The organism is Lacihabitans lacunae (assembly GCF_042649125.1).
Taxonomy (GTDB): Bacteria; Bacteroidota; Bacteroidia; order Cytophagales; family Spirosomataceae; genus Leadbetterella; species Leadbetterella lacunae.
This window is the reverse complement of record NZ_JBHRYQ010000001.1, coordinates 1,939,630-1,956,268: the sequence shown is the minus strand read 5'-3', so window position 1 is coordinate 1,956,268 and position 16,639 is coordinate 1,939,630. Positions and strand designations below refer to the sequence as shown.

Below are 16,639 nucleotides of genomic sequence, written 5' to 3'. Positions count from 1 at the left end.
ACATAGGTTAAATAGTAAAATGAAAATTAATGAAAAAAACAATAAAAGCACTGGCATACTTGATTTTGCTAGGTATGGTTTCTTGTATAGAGCCTTATGAAAAAACATTTAAGACTTCGAGTAATATAATAATAGTTGAGGGTTTAATTACCAATGATTATGCTACCACACCGATATTATTAAAAGAGTCTGTACCTTCTGAAACTGGAAGTAGTAGATTATTGCCCATAAAAGGGGCGGTGGTTAACCTTTTAGTTAATGGTGAATCAAAGATACCTTTAAATGAAAAAACAGAGGGAGAATACTATTTAGACCCAACGTTTAAAGGCGAAATTGGTAAAAAATATAAACTTCAATTTACTACTGCTGATGGCAATATGTATGAATCCACAGAGGAGGCACTGCCAGTTGCTGTTGGCATCAAGAAAGTGTCTCATCAACTGGTAGATAAATTAATAACCGACGCTCAAGGAAATGGCAGAGCTGGTTATAAGCTTTTTGTAGATGTAGATGACCCGGCCAGTCAAGCCAACCAGTATATGTGGGGGTGGACTATTTATGAAAGACAAAGTGTTTGTAAAACTTGTACGGGTTCATACTATTACACTACTCCAGCTCCACTTGGCAGCTGTGTAGAGGATGCAATTTTGAAAAGATATAACAATATTTTTGACTATAACTGTACAGGTAACTGTTGGGACATTGTGAGATCTTCTGATCTTTTCATAAGCCGTGACGAATTTTATAATGGAGGCACGCTAAAGTCTCAATATGTAGGAAAAATACCGGTGTACACCTTTTCGGGAGCATTGGTTGAAATGAGTCAATATTCCATTTCAAGAACAGCATATGACTTCATAAATCTTAGTCTTCAGCAGGGAGTTCAAACGGGTGGTTTGGCAGATACCCCTCCGGCTCAGTTAACAGGGAATATCAAATGTTTGACAGATCCAAGTATCAATACCTCTGGTTTTTTTGTGGTAGCGGGTAAATCAAAATTTAAATATTGGTTAGATAAAGCCGATGCTTACGAAGCGAAAGTAAGTCCACTCGGACTTTTTGGAGGAAGAGAACTTAAGCTAGAACCTGCTGGCCCTAATACCACACGCCCACCTTTGGCACCATGTGTAAATTCATTAACCCGTACTAACCAACAACCCGAAGGCTGGATAAATTAATATTAAAATGAGAAAAAGTTTATTTTTTATATACGCTATCATGATAGGGTTAAGTACCTTTTCATATGGTCAATTTAAGGTATCAGGGGTTGTTAAAGACGCAGATACAAAAGAAGCACTTCCGGGTGCAACCTTGCTCTTTGATTCTGGAGAAAAATCAAAAATTAGCGATGCTGACGGAAAGTTTAATCTTACAGTAAATAAGTCTGATGTTCGTATTACGTGCAAATACATCGGCTACAGCACAAAAGTTACGAGAGTTTTATCTTCAAGTGATCTTAAAGAAATTGAGATATTATTGGAAAAAGAAGATAGCCAATTAGACGAGGTCATAATTAATTCATTGGAAGGTAGCCAAGGCTTTAAAAAGCCACTATTGGGTGTAAATACCTTAAATATCAAAACGGTTAATAAACTTCCTACTGCACTTGGAGAAACTGACATTTTGAAAGGACTTCAAATGCTACCAGGGGTAAGCAGTGTAGGCGAAGCGGCAAATGGCTTAAATATTAGAGGAGGAACTACCGATCAAAACTTAATATTGTTAGACAATGCACCTATTTTTAACCCATCGCATATGTTTGGGTTGTTTTCTGCATTTCCATCAGACGGTATTTCAAATCTGCAATTGTACAAAGGGAATATTCCGGCAAAGTTTGGTGGTAGATCAGCTTCTGTGCTGGATATATCGCTGAGAAATCCTGATCTTAAAAAGTTTAAAATGAATGGTGGTATCAGTGTAGTTTCAGAAAAGCTGAGTGCTGATATTCCAATTATAAAAGATAAATTGGGCTTGATGGTGTCAGGAAGAGCCTCGTTTAATGATTTTGTATTGCCAATAATTTCTCCGAAATTCAAAGAAATGAAATCTAATTTTGGAGATGTAGCGGCTAAGCTTTTTTATAAAATAAACGATAAAAATACATTTTCAATCTCAAACTATCAGAGTTATGATAAGTTCCAAACCGATCTGTTAGGCACTTTTAGTGGTATAAATTCTTCGGCAACCCAATTTAGATATAAAACCATAAACCTAACTGCCAAGTGGAGTTCTGCTATTGGCAAAAAAGGGTTCTTAGAGACCATTTATGTAAATTCAAATTACAAACCAGATATTATTTTACCTGAGGTTAATTCTGAAAATAAAGTTAAGATTTCACAAGGAATAGTTTACAATCAATTTAAATCATCTTACAGGCAGATTGTAAATAATCATACTTTCGAAGGTGGGGTAGATGTAGTTAAATATGATATTAATCCAGGAGTGCTTAATCCAAACCAAAGTACGTCTATTCAACCCAAAGAAACCCAAAAAGAATTTGGCTTAGAGAGTGGTTTATTTATTCAAGACGAAATAGCTATTGGTCAAAAACTTATAGTTTCGGGAGGCTTAAGGTATTCTTATTTTATGAATTTAGGGCCAAGCGAAGTTAGAACTTATGATGCTAATTTGCCAAAATCAGAGAGCAGCGTAGTTTCTTTAGCTAATTTTTCTAAAAATCAAGTTGCAAAAAGCTATGGAGGTTTTGAGCCACGTTTTGGATTAAAATATGAGCTAAACCCGCAAACAAATCTAAAGTTTGGTTATAACCTTTCGAGACAGTATTTGCAACAAATTTCTAATACTACTACGCCACTGCCCACCTCAAGATGGAAACTTTCGGATGCTAACATTAGACCTCAGGTGAGTCAATTGCTAACTGCGGGCATTAGCAAAGACCTTTCCGAAGGTAAGTTCCAGGTAGGTTTTGAGGTATATCAAAGGAATACCAAAGCTATTATTGATTATAAACCGGGTTCAGATTTCTTCTTGAAGAATTTCCCTGAGACTGAACTTCTGCAAGGTGTCAATAAATCATACGGGATAGAATTGATGGCTGCTAAAGAAAAAGGAGTAACAACCGGCTGGATAAATTACACCTACGCCAGGTCACTAAATCAAGTAAAACAAGGGAACCTAAATAGCGAAATGGTTAATAATGGAGCTTATTACCCAGCAAACTACGACAGACCGCATACTTTTAATGCATCATTGGTCATTGGGCAGGGCCTTCATCATGACTTTTCGTTTAATTTTACATATTCTACGGGTAGACCATTTACCTCGCCTCAAGGATATGTGCAATACAACAATAACTTATTTCCGTATTATTCAGATAGAAACAATCAACGAATTCCTGCCTATCACAGGTTAGATTTTGCTTGGAATATTTATAACCCAAAAATGGATCCAAAGAAAAAATTTAAAGGAAATTGGGCGTTTTCGGTTTATAACCTTTACGGAGCTAAAAATGCATATTCAATATTTTATAGAGCAGAAAACCAAGTGCTAAATCCCTACAAGTTGATCATTTTTGGTTCGCCAATTCCATCTTTAGCATATAAGTTTTCAATAAATTAAAATATTGAAAACTATTAAATCCATTTTAGAAAATAGACATTTTTAAAATTGTTAAGTAAAAAAGTAATGAAACTTAAAGGCTATCTCTTACTCATTATAGGTACTGTTTTTTATTCATGTAAGGAAAAAACGCTGTTCGAACAGATTCAATCTGAAGATTCAGGTATAAAATTTTCGAACCGTATAGTAGAAAAAGATTCTATAAATATCCTTGATTTTGAATACGTGTACAACGGTGCAGGAGTAGGGATAGGTGATTTTAATAACGATGGCCTCCAAGATGTTTTTTTTACCGGAAATCAGGTTAGTAACAAACTTTATCTCAACAAAGGAGAGTTTAAGTTTGAGGATGTATCAGAGCAAGCAGGTATAGGTGGAAACGGCAAATGGTGTGCAGGAGTAGTTGTGGTAGATATCAATAACGACGGCTGGCAAGACGTGTACATTGCAGCCACAGTAAATTCGAATCCGAAAGAAAGAGAAAATCTTCTGTATGTAAATCAAGGCCTTAAAGATGGTAAACTAACATTTAAAGAAATGGCCGCCGAATATGGCGTTAATGATAGTGCACATTCCGAAAATGCTGCTTTTTTTGATTATGACAATGACGGTGACCTTGATTTGTATGTTTTAAATAATATCACGAGTCAATATCCGAACCAATACCGACCTAAAATAAAAGATGGTTCAAACCCAAATACGGATACTTTTTATAGATGCGAGTGGGATGCCGATAAAAATCACCCGGTGTATGTAAATGCCTCAAAAGAAGCAGGAATAACCATTGAAGGGTATGGTTTAGGAGTAAATATCTGTGATATTAACAATGATGGCTGGAAAGATATTTTTGTTACAAATGACTTTTTGGCGGATGACCTTTTGTATATCAATCAGAAAAACGGGACTTTTAAAGACATGGCGGCTGAATACTTTAAACACACCGGAAGTTCAGCTATGGGCAATGACGTGGTAGACATCAATAACGATGGACTATTAGATATTTTTGCTGTGGATATGTTGGCCAAAACCAACCTTAGAAAAAAGGTTTTGACCAATCCCAATAATTATCAAATGTATAACTTCAACAAGGAGTTTGGCTATACGTTTCAGTATATGCGAAATACCTTGCAGCTAAATAATGGAATAGATGGTTCCACTTCTCAGCCCATGTTTAGCGAGGTTAGTTTACTGGCGGGCTTATCTGAAACTGACTGGTCTTGGACACCCTCATTGGCTGATTTTGATAACGACGGAAACAGAGATATAATAATAACAAATGGTTTTCCTAAAGATGTAACGGATCGTGACTTCGTGAGTTTTAGAAATAACAACGAGAGGCTGGCTTTAAGGTCTGATATTTTGAAAGAAATTCCAGAAGTTAAAATCAGTAATTATGCTTTTAAAAACAACGGTAACCTCGGTTTTGAAAATGTAACCGAAAAATGGGGTATGAATATTCCTTCGTATTCAAATGGGGCCGTTTATGCAGACTTAGACAATGACGGTGATCTTGATTATGTGGTGAATAATATCAACGATTCTGCTTTTGTGTTTAAAAACAATCAGGTTCAGTTTGACACCGATAAGCAATCACATTTTTTGAGATTAAAGTTTGAAGGAGATGCAAAAAATAGAAATGGAATAGGTACAGTAGCAATCCTAACTTTTGAGAATGGAGAGAAAATTATCCATGAAAACAATCCGTATCGTGGGTATCTCTCTAGTGTTGAGCCTTTTGTGCATTTTGGTGTTGGGCAAAAGAAAATAAAAAGCCTTGAAATTCAATGGTACAATGGCAAGTCTGAGATTTTAACTAATTTAAAGTTAGATCAAGTTTTAAAAGTTAATATCAAAAATGCAAAGCAAGAAACTATTCATACAATACTAAAATCAAAAGGGATATTTCAGGATGTAACCGATAGTTTAAAACTCAATTATGTTCACCAAGAAACCGACTTTATAGATTATAATATTCAAAATTTATTGCCTTTTAAACTGTCTGAGTTAGGGCCTGGTATGGCCGTTGGCGACATAAACGGCGATGGCCTCGAAGATATTTTTGTGGGTGGCAGCAAGGGCTTCAGTGGCATGTTTTTAATAAGAAACGTCTCAGGAGGTTTTAGTCAAAGACCAATCGAAAATACAGGTTTAGATAAAAAAGGTGAAGACCTCGGACCATTGTTTTTTGATGCAGACAAAGACGGTGACCTCGATTTGTATATCTGCCGAGGAGGAAATGAAGCCACCAAAGGCGATGCTCAGTTTAAAGATGCCTTTTATACAAATGACGGAAAAGGTAATTTTACTTTAAGCAGTTCTGCTATTCCTGATTTTGCAGTCAGCACTTCATGTGTGAGAGCGGCTGATTTTGACCATGACGGCGACTTGGATTTGTTTGTTTCGGGCAGAAATGTTCCCGGAGAGTATCCAAAGTTTGTAGATTCATATTTATATAGAAATGACTCACAAACGGGCAAACCGAAGTTTACAGCTATAAACGAGCCTTTATTTAAAGACCTCGGTTTGGTTTGTGATGTGATTTGGACTGACCATGACAACGACGGTTGGATTGATATAATGGTGGCTAGTGAATGGGCGGCTCCGAGATTTTTCAAAAATAAAAAAGGGAAATTTGAAGAGGTGCTTCAAACGGGTCTTGAAAACCTAAACGGATTATGGACATCTGTTAACGCCGCAGATTTTGATGGAGATGGAGATATGGATTACGTGCTCGGCAATGTGGGTTTAAATAACCTTTACAAGGCTTCTAAAACCGAACCTGTAAGAATAGTTGCCAAGGATTTTGATGGGAACGGAAATTACGACGCCATTCCATTCGTATATTTCGAAGGCCCAAATAAAAAAAGAGAATTGGTGCCTTTCAATGGCAAAGACGATGTGAACAAGCAACTTAATAGTACCAGAGGCAAATTCACGACATACAAAGACTTCGCAAATGCTACGTATGACAATCTTTTAACCGCCGATGAAAGAAAAGATGCCCAAGACCTTAGCCTTACTACAACTGCATCGGTGGTTTTAAAAAATAACTCAGGAGGCAAATTTGAAGTAATAGTATTGCCTATAGAAGCACAGTTTAGCCAAACTAACGGAATCATAGTTGAAGACTTCGATAAAGATGGCTCTCCTGATATTTTAATCTCAGGGAATAACTATGGCACCGAAATATCTACTGGCCGATACGATGCCTCGAATGGTGTGTTTTTAAAAGGAAATGGAGATTGTACGTTTAAGACCGTAAAGAATTCAGGTTTTTATGTGCCTTTTGATGCAAAAGCTATGGTAAGTACGTTTAATTCTAAAGGTCAAATCGAGATTTTGGTAGCTCAAAATAGAGGAAGTTTAAAAATATTTAATACGAATTTATTTATGGAGAAACAAAAAGTAGCTCCCAATGCACAATCATATTCGTATCAGTATAATAACAAAACATTCAAAAAAGAGTTGTATTACGGTTCCTCATATTTTGGGCAATCGTCGCGATATGTAGTAATTCCTGCTGGAGCGAAATCTTTAAAAATTCAATAAAATATGCGTTTAGTTTTTTTAGGAGTTTCAGTGTTAATATTTATTTATTCGTGTACCTCAGCCCCTAAAACCGAGGAGTATACACCGCCAGTTGCGAGTGATTTGTCAGGAAAAGAGTTAGCAACCTTGCATTGCGGCAGTTGCCACATGTTTCCTGAACCCGCTAGTCTTCCAAGAAATGTATGGGTCAATAGAGTGTTGCCTAATATGGGTCTAAGACTTGGTCATGGCGACTATATGATCGAGATGATGAAGTATTCGCAAGAAGAAATGTTGGCCATTATGGAGTCTGGGGTATACAGAGAGAAGCCCATTATCGCAAAAGAAGATTGGGATAAAATAGTGGCTTTTTATTCAGAGAATTCTCCGGAGGAGTTGACGGATGTGCCCGCAGAAAAGAAAAATGAATTGCTAAGTTTTGACTCAAATGTGTTGCCAATAGAAGCTTCAGAGGTGGTGATGACTATTTTTGAGCCAACTAAAAAGCAGTTTAAAGTTTCTACTTCTAACCCAAGCATGTTGTACACCTTAGATAACAAGGGAAAAAAAATAGATTCGGCAAATAGCAGCAGCCCAATCACAGATTTTAAAATTGATTCAAAAATAGGCTCTATTGTATTGGAATCGGGTATTTTGAATCCTTCTGACTTAGCCAAAGGCAAATTGGTAATTAGTGGAAAAGCTAAAGTGGAGGGCCTCCATAGGCCTGTAAGTCTACTGAGGTCAGATCTTAATAACGACCTCATCCAAGATTTTGTGATATGTAACTTTGGCAATAACGCGGGTGACTTAATGTGGGTCGATGGTAAAAATCTTGAAAAATATGTTCTTGCCAAGCAGCCTGGTGCAAGAATTGCCTACGAAGTAGATTTTAATAAAGACAATAAAAAAGACCTTTTGGTATTGTTTTCACAAGGAAAAGAAAGCATTGTTTTATTTGAAAACAAAGGCGACCATCGGTTTGAGCCTAAAACTATTTTAGAGTTTCCTTCTTTTTTTGGTTCTACTTTTTTTGAGTTAAAAGACATAGACCAAGACGGCGATTTGGATATTATATATACAAACGGCGATAATGCCGATCTGTCTATCATCAAAAAGCCTTTTCATGGATTAAGAATTTATGAAAATGATGGTAAAAATCAATTCTCAGAAAAATATTTTTATCGCATAAATGGGGCCTCTAAAGTAATAACAGATGATTTTGACCTAGATGGCGACCTTGATTTTGCGGTTATTTCGGTTTTTCCTATTGAAGTTAACGAGGGCTTTTTGTTTTTTGAAAACACCGGAAAATATCAATATAAAGTTTCATCTAAAAAGAATGTTTCGGATCAAAAATGGCTCACAATGGACGTAGCTGATTTTGACAACGACGGCGACAAAGATATTATTTTAGGTGCCTTTACTAGAAACGAAAACACCAACAAGCCGTCTGTACTGATTTTGAAAAATAATCTGAAATAGCAAGTTGCTCCCGGTTTATTTTTTACCTGGCACCTTCATATTATCTTCTTTTTTATTCGATTTAGCTTTTTTGTGTTAAATCGTCTCCAACATTGCTTTGCTTGTCTTAAAGTTTTGGCAGTATTGAAACAAATTGTATAATTTAGGTGCGTCAAAATTAACAAACTAACCGCTTCTTAAATGAAAATTAAATTACTTTTACTTCTTAACTTTTGCTTTTTTGCAGGTTTTGCCCAAACCTCAAAACTTACGGTAGAATATATTATGCGTGACCCAAAATGGTTGGGCACCTCGCCTTCAGATATTAACTGGAGTGAGTCAAATGATAACATTTATTTTAGCTGGAATCCGGATAAAAATAAAGGGGATTCTACATATAAGTATAGCCTAAACTCAAAAAAAATAGAGAAACTAACAGGCAAAGAAGTGTATGAACTGCCGGCATTCTCTGGAGCGTATAGCTTAGATAATGCCCTTAAAGTATACACAAAAAGTGGAGATTTATTTTTGTACTATGTAGCCACAGGAGTTCAAAAACGACTTTCAAATACCACAGCTAGGAAATCAAATGCTAAGTTTTCGGCCGATGGGCAACGTATTATATACCAAGAAGGGTCCGACATTTTTAGTGTGAATCTTAACGGCGGAGACATAAAGCAACACACCCAGTTTGACGCAGGTAAAAAAACAGAACCCAAAAAGAAAAATGAGGAAGAAGATTGGTTAGAAAAAGACCAATTGGCTATGTTTGAGGTATTGGCTGAGCGAAAAGAAAAGAAAGAATTGGCTAAAAAGTCTGCCTATAAACCCAAAGAGCCAAAGAAAATATATTTAGATGGTGGTTCACTTCGTGATTTAGAAATTAGTCCTCGTTTAGATTTTGTAGCCTACACGGTTTTTGAAGCACCTAAAAATGCAAAGAGGGCCATTGTGCCGAGTTATGTGACAGAGTCAGGTTATACCGAAGATCTAAATGCCCGAACTAAAGTGGGTTCGCCAAATGGAAGTTCGATCTCCTATGTATATAATGTGGCTGCAGACACGGTTCTTAAAGTAAACTTAAGCAAACTTGAGGGTATTTTTGACGAGCCTGATTATTTGAAAGATTATCCAAAGAAAGATTCAACAGCCAAGAAAAAACCGAGAGTGGTAAGTATGACTACGTTTATGTGGTCTCCGCTAGGCAGTAGTTTGTTAGGAATAGTGAGAGCAGACGACAACAAAGATCGTTGGATTGTGAAGGTGGACCCCAAAACTGGGGCTGTAGAAACCTTAGACAGGCAAAGAGACGAAGCTTGGGTAGCAGGACCAGGAATAGGCTATGGAAGGTTTGGTTTAACTTTTGGTTGGATTTCTGAAAGCGAGGTGTATTTCCAGTCGGAAGCTTCGGGATATTCGCATTTATATAAAATGAATATCACTTCCAAAGAAAAAATTGCTTTAACTTCGGGTAAGTTTGAAGTTATCAAAGCTGAGCTTTCAAAAGATAAATCTACGTTTTTCTTGACCACAAATGAGGTGCATCCTGGTGAGCAACATTTCTATCACATGTCTGTAAATGGAGGAAAAAGAACACAAGTAACCAGCAAAGTGGGTGCTCATGATGTTTCGGTCTCTCCTGATGAAAAATATTTGGCCATAAGATATTCAAATTCAAACACACCATGGGAACTGTACCTACAAGAAAACAAAGCGGGTGCTGAAATGCAAAAACTTACCACTTCTACCACTGCTGAGTTTAACGCCTATGCGTGGAGAGCCCCAGAGGTGATCTCATTTAAGGCCCGCGATGGGCAAGAGGTTTTTAGCAGAATTTATGTGCCAAAAAAGAAAAACAACAAAGCCGTAGTGTTTGTGCACGGTGCAGGGTATTTGCAAAACGCTCACAAATGGTGGAGTAATTATTACAGAGAATACATGTTTCATAACCTTTTGTGTGACCTTGGTTATACGGTACTTGACGTTGACTACAGAGGTTCAGCAGGATATGGCAGAGATGTTAGAACGGGTATTTACAGACACATGGGCGGCAAAGATTTAACAGACCATGTAGATGCTGCTGGTCTTTTAGTTAAAAAATATGGAATCGATAAAAACAAAATCGGTATTTATGGCGGGTCCTATGGCGGTTTTATTACGCTAATGGCTTTGTTTACTACACCAGACGTGTTTAAGGCTGGGGCAGCTTTGAGGCCTGTAACTGACTGGGCAGCTTATAATCACGGCTATACGGCTAATATTTTGAATGAGCCATTTACAGACAGCCTTGCATACAGACGCAGCTCGCCAATTTATTTTGCAGATGGCTTAAAAAATAATTTATTGATATGCCACGGTATGGTAGATGTTAATGTGCATTACCAAGACGCAGTGAGACTGGCTCAGCGACTAATTGAGCTTAAAAAAGAGAATTGGGAGTTGGCATCATACCCAATGGAAGATCACGGTTTTGTAGAGCCAAGTTCATGGACAGACGAATACAAGAGAATATTAAAATTGTTTGAAGAAAAATTAAAATGAAAAGCTTAAATTTAATGTAAAGTTTTTTTTCAAAGGGGAGAAATTGGCCCAAACTGAGTATGTACATTTATAAGTTTTACCTTTTATTATTTGCAATAAAAACCGCCACGTGCTCATGTAGTTATGAGCATCGTGCCGAAAATTTTGAAATAGAAAAAGTAGATATTGAAAAAGTAGGGGAGTTTCCAAGTCTTATAAATGAAAGCTCAGGGCTTATCAAGGCAAATGAGAACGGTAAATATTGGACCCACAATGACGGTGGAGGCAAGCCGCAGCTATACATGGTAGACGCCGAAGGTTTGATATATGAAACTCTAGAAATTCCCAATGCCGACAATAAGGATTGGGAAGACTTGGCAAAAGATACCAAAGGCAATATTTATATCGGAGATTTTGGAAATAATAATAACAAAAGAAAAGATTTAGTAATCTATAAAAAAGGGAATTTAAACGTAGAAAAATTAACTTTTAGATATTCGGACCAAGACTTTAAAGACAATAAAGATTTGTCTTTTGACTGCGAGGCTTTCTTTTGGGCCAATGACTCACTTTATCTTTTTACTAAAAGTTGGGCCAAAGGCAAAAAGATTTCAAAACTATATGTAATGCCTGATAAACCAGGTGATTACACGCTAAAACCCCAGGATTCGGTTTGGCTGAAAAGCCAAGTTACGGGTGCAGATATTAGTCCCGATGGTACTAAATACGTACTTATAACCTATGGCAAATTGTTTTTGTATGGAATAAAAAATGGTAAAATAAATTTTGGTGAGCCTTTAACATGTTTTAAAATTGGTAAAAACCAAACAGAGGCTGTGGTGTTTGAAAACGATCATAAAATTATTTTTTCAAACGAACAGGGGAAAATCTATCAAATTGAAATTTAACATTGGCTTAACAGCCCTCCGGTAATCTTAGGTTAATTTTGCCATCGAAAATTAAAGGTTTAATAACAATTTAATAAAATGTCTAAAAAAATACTTGTAATTGACGACGATGAGGATATTCTAGAATTGTTGACCTACAACTTGGCCAAAGAAGGTTATGAAGTTAAGTCCGCAGTAAACGGCTTAGAAGGTGTAGAATTAGCCAAAACATACATGCCAGACCTCATTCTGATGGATATCATGATGCCCGTTATGGATGGAATAGAGGCAGGGAAAATTATCAAAACTTCGGAGAAACTTAAGCACATGCATGTGGTGTATCTAACTGCCAGAGCCGAGGAGTACTCAGAAGTAGCAGCTTTCGAAATCGGAGCGGATGATTATCTAACCAAGCCTATTAAGCCAAGAGCTTTATTGAGTAGGATAAATGCTTTTTTTAGAAAAGAGACAGGTAAAAAACAAGAAGACGGAGTTCTTGAAATCTCTGATTTGATTATCAACAAAGAGAACTATTCAGTAACCAAAGGAGACGGTTCGGTGGTTATTTTGCCCAAAAAAGAATTTGAAATTTTATTTTACTTAGCCTCACATCCAAACAAGGTACAGTCAAGAGAAAGTTTACTTCAAAAAATATGGGGTGCAGACATTTTTGTGGTTGAAAGAACCATTGATGTTCACATTCGTAAGGTACGCGAAAAAGTAGGAGAGGACTATATTTCTACACTCAAAGGTGTGGGGTATATGTTTAAAACAGACAACTAGCAGGATGCATTTTTTTTCTTGGATTTGATATTTGAGAAAAAAAATGCAATTTTTACTTCAAAGGGCCTTTCCTTTTTTATTTATTTCAGAAAAATATGTTTCTTTCCCCAAGGTGGATTGCACTTTTATGTGCAGCGTTAATTACCACCATCACGGTGGTTTTCATAAGTTTTGTTCCCCAGACATCTGCTGATATCATGTTTGTAGGTGGCATAAGCTGCTTTATTAGTTCTTTTTTCTTTATATATTATGTAATTGACACCCTTGTTTTTCGTGAGGTGAATAAGATTTATACGACTATTAAAAAGCTAAAAATCCAAGATTTTGATATTGCTAAAAAAACAATTATTAAGAGCATTAACCCGCTATCTAAGCTCAACCGAGAAATTTATAACTACGTTAGTAAAAAACAAGAAGAAATAAATGAGCTCAAAAAAATGGAGACTTTCAGAAGAGAGTTTTTGGCTGATGTGTCTCACGAATTAAAAACGCCAATTTTTGCAGCTCAAGGCTTTGTGCATACACTGATGGACGGAGCCATAGAAGACCCTGACGTGGCCCAAAGGTTTTTGAAAAAAGCGGCAAAAAGTTTAGATGGTTTAGATATTTTGGTGCGTGACTTAGTGGTGCTTACTCAGGTTGAAAGCGGAGACCTTAAAATGCATTTGGCATTGATAAATTTGATTGAAATAGTCAATGAGATTTTTGAACAATTAGAAACTAAAGCAAAAAAAAGAGGCACAAAGTTGTCTTTAAAGCCCAAGTCGCTCGAAAAGGTTTTGGTATTGGCCGATCCACAGCGGATATCTCAGGTGCTAATTAACCTGATAGAAAACGCCATAAAATACGGAAAAGAAAATGGTAAAGTTCAAGTTGCCATAACCGAGGAAGACAAAAAGGTGTGGGTTTCTATAGAAGATGATGGCCCAGGTATTCCGCAAGACCAACTTCCTCGAATATTTGAGAGGTTTTATAGGGTTGATAAATCTCGCTCTCGTGAGACCGGAGGCACAGGATTAGGCCTTGCCATTGTTAAGCATATTCTTAACGCTCACGATTCCAGCATAAGTGTTTCTTCTAAAATAGACAAAGGAACAAGATTTACTTTCCATTTGGCAAAAGCACCAAAGGAAATTGCGTAACTTTGCCCGCTCAAAGGCAAACCAAGCATGGATTTAAGTAGATTTAAGAAAGCACCCCGAAATATTAGTTTAGACGACCTTATAATTTTCGAAAATGAAAATTATGTCGTGATCAATAAACCCGCATTTGTACCTTCGCTTGACGAGCGAACCCCAGATAAGTCCGTATCAATATTAAAAATAGCTCGTGAAAAATATGGCGATATTCAGCTTTGCCATAGACTTGACAAGGAAACTTCAGGTGCTTTAGTGTTAGCCAAAAATCCAGCCGCTTATCGAAACCTTGCTATGCAGTTTGAACATCGCGAAGTACAAAAAGAATATCACGCTGTGGTAAATGGTGTTCATGATTTTGATAGTATCTCGGTGTTTTTGCCCATTGCTCCACTAAAAGACGGCACTGCAGTACGAATAGATAAGCTAAAAGGTAAAATGGCAGAGACTATATTTTTTACCGTTAAGTCGTATTCAAAACACAGTTTGGTAAGATGTATCCCTATAACTGGACGTATGCATCAGATAAGGGTTCATTTGCAATGCCTAAAGGCTCCAATCGTTTGTGACCCTACTTACGGTGGTGATATGATATTTTTGTCTCAAATAAAGAGAAAGTTTAATCTGAAAAGTGAAACAGAAGAGCTGCCTTTAATAAAGAGAGTTGCTTTACACGCCCATATTATTAGATTTAGAGACTTGGATGAAAGCGTGATAGAAGTAACTGCTCCATACGCACATGATTTTGAAGTCTTGGTAAATCAGTTAGAAAAGTCCAAATAGTTTAGGCTTTTGTTAGTCTAATTTGTCGGAGTCTCCCAATAAGAACCCCCAAGCTTTGAGGTCTTCATTTGAATCAAATATAACTTTTAAAATGGCAGTCAGTGGCAAGGCTAAAACTAGTCCTGCTACTCCCCAAAGGCTGCTAAATAGCAACAATACGATAATAGCTGCTAGTGAGTTAATACTTACTTTAGAGCCTACTATATACGGTGTTATGAAGTTGCCTTCTAAAAATTGAATGGCCGCAAAGGCTATTGCAACACCCAATGGATACCAGTAGGAATCTTTGGTGATTAGAGCCACAAAAATGGGAATAGTGGCACCGATAGCAATTCCGATGTAAGGAATTAAAACTAGAATACCCGCAAAAAAACCTAAAAATATAGCATGCTCTATACCTAATGCTAGTAGCGAAATTGTATTTAAAGCTCCAATTATTATAATGACAAGTAAAAGACCCACTAGGTAATTTCTCACCACGTCATTTATTTTTTCTAGAACAACCGATATTTTGTGTTTGTTACCGTTCTTAAATACCTTAAAAACAAATGCTTTAAGAAAATCTCGATACAATAGAAAAAGGAAAATGTACAACGGAAGAATAGAAAAATTTAATAAAAAATTAGAAGTAGTGCCCAAAGTATTCCCCAACAATACAGGAGCATTTTTTAGTATTTCTGTTAAATATTGTTGCCCTTTTTGTAAAAGTTCAAATTTATTAAGTTTAAAAGTTTTATGACCAATTTCTTCTATATGTGTTAGAAGAATGGTTCCTTTTTCTATCATTACCGGAATTAGGCTTTCGAGTTGAATTATCTGAGTATAAGAGAAATAAATAAAAGTACTTAATATCAGTGCTGCTAATAAAATAGCAAGTATGATCGCCAATACCCTTGGGAATTTTCTTTTCTCTAAAAACTCACAAATCGGAAGTAAAAAAAATGAAAGTATACCCGCGAAAATTAAAGGAACTAAAATATCTTTCAAGACACTTAACGCATAGATTATCAAGGCTATCACAATTAATGATGCCGCCAAGTTTTGTATCCGCGAAGTGTCTTTTAATTTAATCATTCTTTACCTCAGCTTGTTTTTTTCTATAGATTCTTATTGAAACCAAAATACTGATTTCGTATAAGATATATAAAGGAATAGCCACCAAAATTTGGCTGATCATGTCTGGAGATGGTGTGATAATAGCCGCCACTATTAATATGACAACAACCGCATGTTTTCTATATACTTGTAAAAACTTAGGTGTAATAACTCCGATTTTGGTTAACACCAATATGGCCATGGGTAACTGAAATGTAACCCCACAAGCTAAAGTTAGCGTAGCAAGTACCGAAATATAAGATTGGATATCAAACTGATTTACGATACTTGGATCTATGGTGAAGTTAACTAAAAAGTTAATAGCAAAAGGAGCCACAACATAGTAGCCAAACATTATACCCATAAAAAATAGGAGTGTTACAAAAAATACAGAGCCTGTTGCAGCACTTTTTTCGGAGACTTTAAGGCCTGGCTTAATAAATCGCCAAATTTCCCAAAAAACATATGGGAACGCAACCAATAAACCTACAATAGCTGAGGCGGTAAGCTGCATCATAAATTGGCCGGAAACCTCTCTACTCATCAATGAGAAATTAAGCTTGTCTACACATAAGCTCGGAATACCTACTGCATTTCCTAATTCACAAAGTTTTCTATAGGTCCAAAAGTCTGGTCGAGATGGTGCTAGAATAATTGAATTAAAGATTTTTCCCATCATGACCCATGCTACTATCATAAAAACCAAAATAGCCGCTACCGATCTTATTATGTGCCATCTTAATTCCTCAAGATGCTCAATAAATGTCATTTCTTTTTCACCAGAAGCCGACTCGTCGTCGTCGTCATAATCTATATAAGGAGTTTGGTCCAAGGCCATATTCTAATTTTATTTTAACTAAAGAC

General features: G+C 36.4%; 11 protein-coding genes. 9 read left to right on the top strand and 2 right to left on the bottom strand.

Translation table 11 applies throughout. From position 1 onward, the window contains the following. The first annotated feature begins 29 nt into the window (after positions 1-29). The 9 genes from ACFOOI_RS08530 to ACFOOI_RS08490 all read left to right on the top strand — a co-directional run bounded on the left by ACFOOI_RS08530 (position 30) and on the right by ACFOOI_RS08490 (position 14,680). Positions 30-1,178, top strand: a complete 1,149-nt coding sequence (locus ACFOOI_RS08530; RefSeq protein WP_379837035.1) for a DUF4249 domain-containing protein — start codon at positions 30-32, stop codon at positions 1,176-1,178. A 7-nt stretch (positions 1,179-1,185) separates the two neighbouring features. Next, entirely contained in the window at positions 1,186-3,579 is a 2,394-nt protein-coding gene (locus tag ACFOOI_RS08525; protein WP_379837033.1) for a TonB-dependent receptor, read from the top strand. Between the two features lie 66 nt (positions 3,580-3,645). Further along, positions 3,646-7,128 carry a VCBS repeat-containing protein gene (locus ACFOOI_RS08520; protein WP_379837031.1) on the top strand — a complete coding sequence of 1,161 codons (3,483 nt, stop codon included), beginning with the start codon at positions 3,646-3,648 and terminating at the stop codon, positions 7,126-7,128. Between the two features lie 3 nt (positions 7,129-7,131). Further along, a complete protein-coding gene (locus tag ACFOOI_RS08515) occupies positions 7,132-8,592 on the top strand; it encodes an FG-GAP repeat domain-containing protein (protein ID WP_379837029.1) in 1,461 nt (486 codons plus the stop codon). A 180-nt stretch (positions 8,593-8,772) separates the two neighbouring features. Next, positions 8,773-11,112, top strand: a complete 2,340-nt coding sequence (locus ACFOOI_RS08510; RefSeq protein WP_379837027.1) for a S9 family peptidase — start codon at positions 8,773-8,775, stop codon at positions 11,110-11,112. Positions 11,113-11,171: 59 nt separating this feature from the next. Next, positions 11,172-11,999, top strand: coding sequence for a hypothetical protein (locus tag ACFOOI_RS08505; RefSeq protein WP_379837025.1), 828 nt, complete (start codon positions 11,172-11,174; stop codon positions 11,997-11,999). 78 nt (positions 12,000-12,077) lie between these two features. Beyond that, positions 12,078-12,761 (top strand): response regulator transcription factor, encoded by a 684-nt coding sequence (locus ACFOOI_RS08500; protein WP_379837023.1) that lies wholly within the window; start codon positions 12,078-12,080, stop codon positions 12,759-12,761. 95 nt (positions 12,762-12,856) lie between these two features. After that, positions 12,857-13,903: a sensor histidine kinase gene (locus ACFOOI_RS08495; RefSeq protein WP_379837021.1), complete on the top strand. Its 1,047-nt coding sequence runs from the start codon at positions 12,857-12,859 to the stop codon at positions 13,901-13,903. A gap of 27 nt (positions 13,904-13,930) precedes the next feature. Next, positions 13,931-14,680, top strand: a complete 750-nt coding sequence (locus tag ACFOOI_RS08490) for an RluA family pseudouridine synthase (protein WP_379837019.1) — start codon at positions 13,931-13,933, stop codon at positions 14,678-14,680. Between the two features lie 12 nt (positions 14,681-14,692). Here ACFOOI_RS08490 and ACFOOI_RS08485 read toward each other — a convergent pair whose 3' ends face one another. Together ACFOOI_RS08485 and tatC are read right to left on the bottom strand one after the other, a co-directional pair. Then, complete coding sequence (locus ACFOOI_RS08485; RefSeq protein WP_379837017.1) at positions 14,693-15,754, bottom strand: AI-2E family transporter; 1,062 nt, start codon at positions 15,752-15,754, stop codon at positions 14,693-14,695. Then, the gene (gene tatC, locus ACFOOI_RS08480; protein ID WP_379837015.1) at positions 15,747-16,613 is read right to left on the bottom strand and encodes a twin-arginine translocase subunit TatC; all 867 of its coding nucleotides are present in this window, start codon (positions 16,611-16,613) and stop codon (positions 15,747-15,749) included. The genes ACFOOI_RS08485 and tatC overlap by 8 nt, the downstream gene beginning before the upstream one ends. Positions 16,614-16,639 lie beyond the last annotated feature (26 nt).

Excerpts from the sequence above, each read along its gene's own strand:
- ACFOOI_RS08495 (WP_379837021.1), top strand. The coding sequence starts at position 12,857 with ATGTTTCTTTCCCCAAGGTGGATTGCACTTTTATGTGCAGCGTTAATT.
- ACFOOI_RS08530 (WP_379837035.1), top strand. The coding sequence starts at position 30 with ATGAAAAAAACAATAAAAGCACTGGCATACTTGATTTTGCTAGGTATG.
- ACFOOI_RS08510 (WP_379837027.1), top strand. The coding sequence starts at position 8,773 with ATGAAAATTAAATTACTTTTACTTCTTAACTTTTGCTTTTTTGCAGGT.
- ACFOOI_RS08525 (WP_379837033.1), top strand. The coding sequence starts at position 1,186 with ATGAGAAAAAGTTTATTTTTTATATACGCTATCATGATAGGGTTAAGT.
- ACFOOI_RS08500 (WP_379837023.1), top strand. The coding sequence starts at position 12,078 with ATGTCTAAAAAAATACTTGTAATTGACGACGATGAGGATATTCTAGAA.
- ACFOOI_RS08520 (WP_379837031.1), top strand. The coding sequence starts at position 3,646 with ATGAAACTTAAAGGCTATCTCTTACTCATTATAGGTACTGTTTTTTAT.
- ACFOOI_RS08490 (WP_379837019.1), top strand. The coding sequence starts at position 13,931 with ATGGATTTAAGTAGATTTAAGAAAGCACCCCGAAATATTAGTTTAGAC.
- ACFOOI_RS08505 (WP_379837025.1), top strand. The coding sequence starts at position 11,172 with ATGTACATTTATAAGTTTTACCTTTTATTATTTGCAATAAAAACCGCC.
- tatC (WP_379837015.1), bottom strand. The coding sequence starts at position 16,613 with ATGGCCTTGGACCAAACTCCTTATATAGATTATGACGACGACGACGAG.
- ACFOOI_RS08485 (WP_379837017.1), bottom strand. The coding sequence starts at position 15,754 with ATGATTAAATTAAAAGACACTTCGCGGATACAAAACTTGGCGGCATCA.
- ACFOOI_RS08515 (WP_379837029.1), top strand. The coding sequence starts at position 7,132 with ATGCGTTTAGTTTTTTTAGGAGTTTCAGTGTTAATATTTATTTATTCG.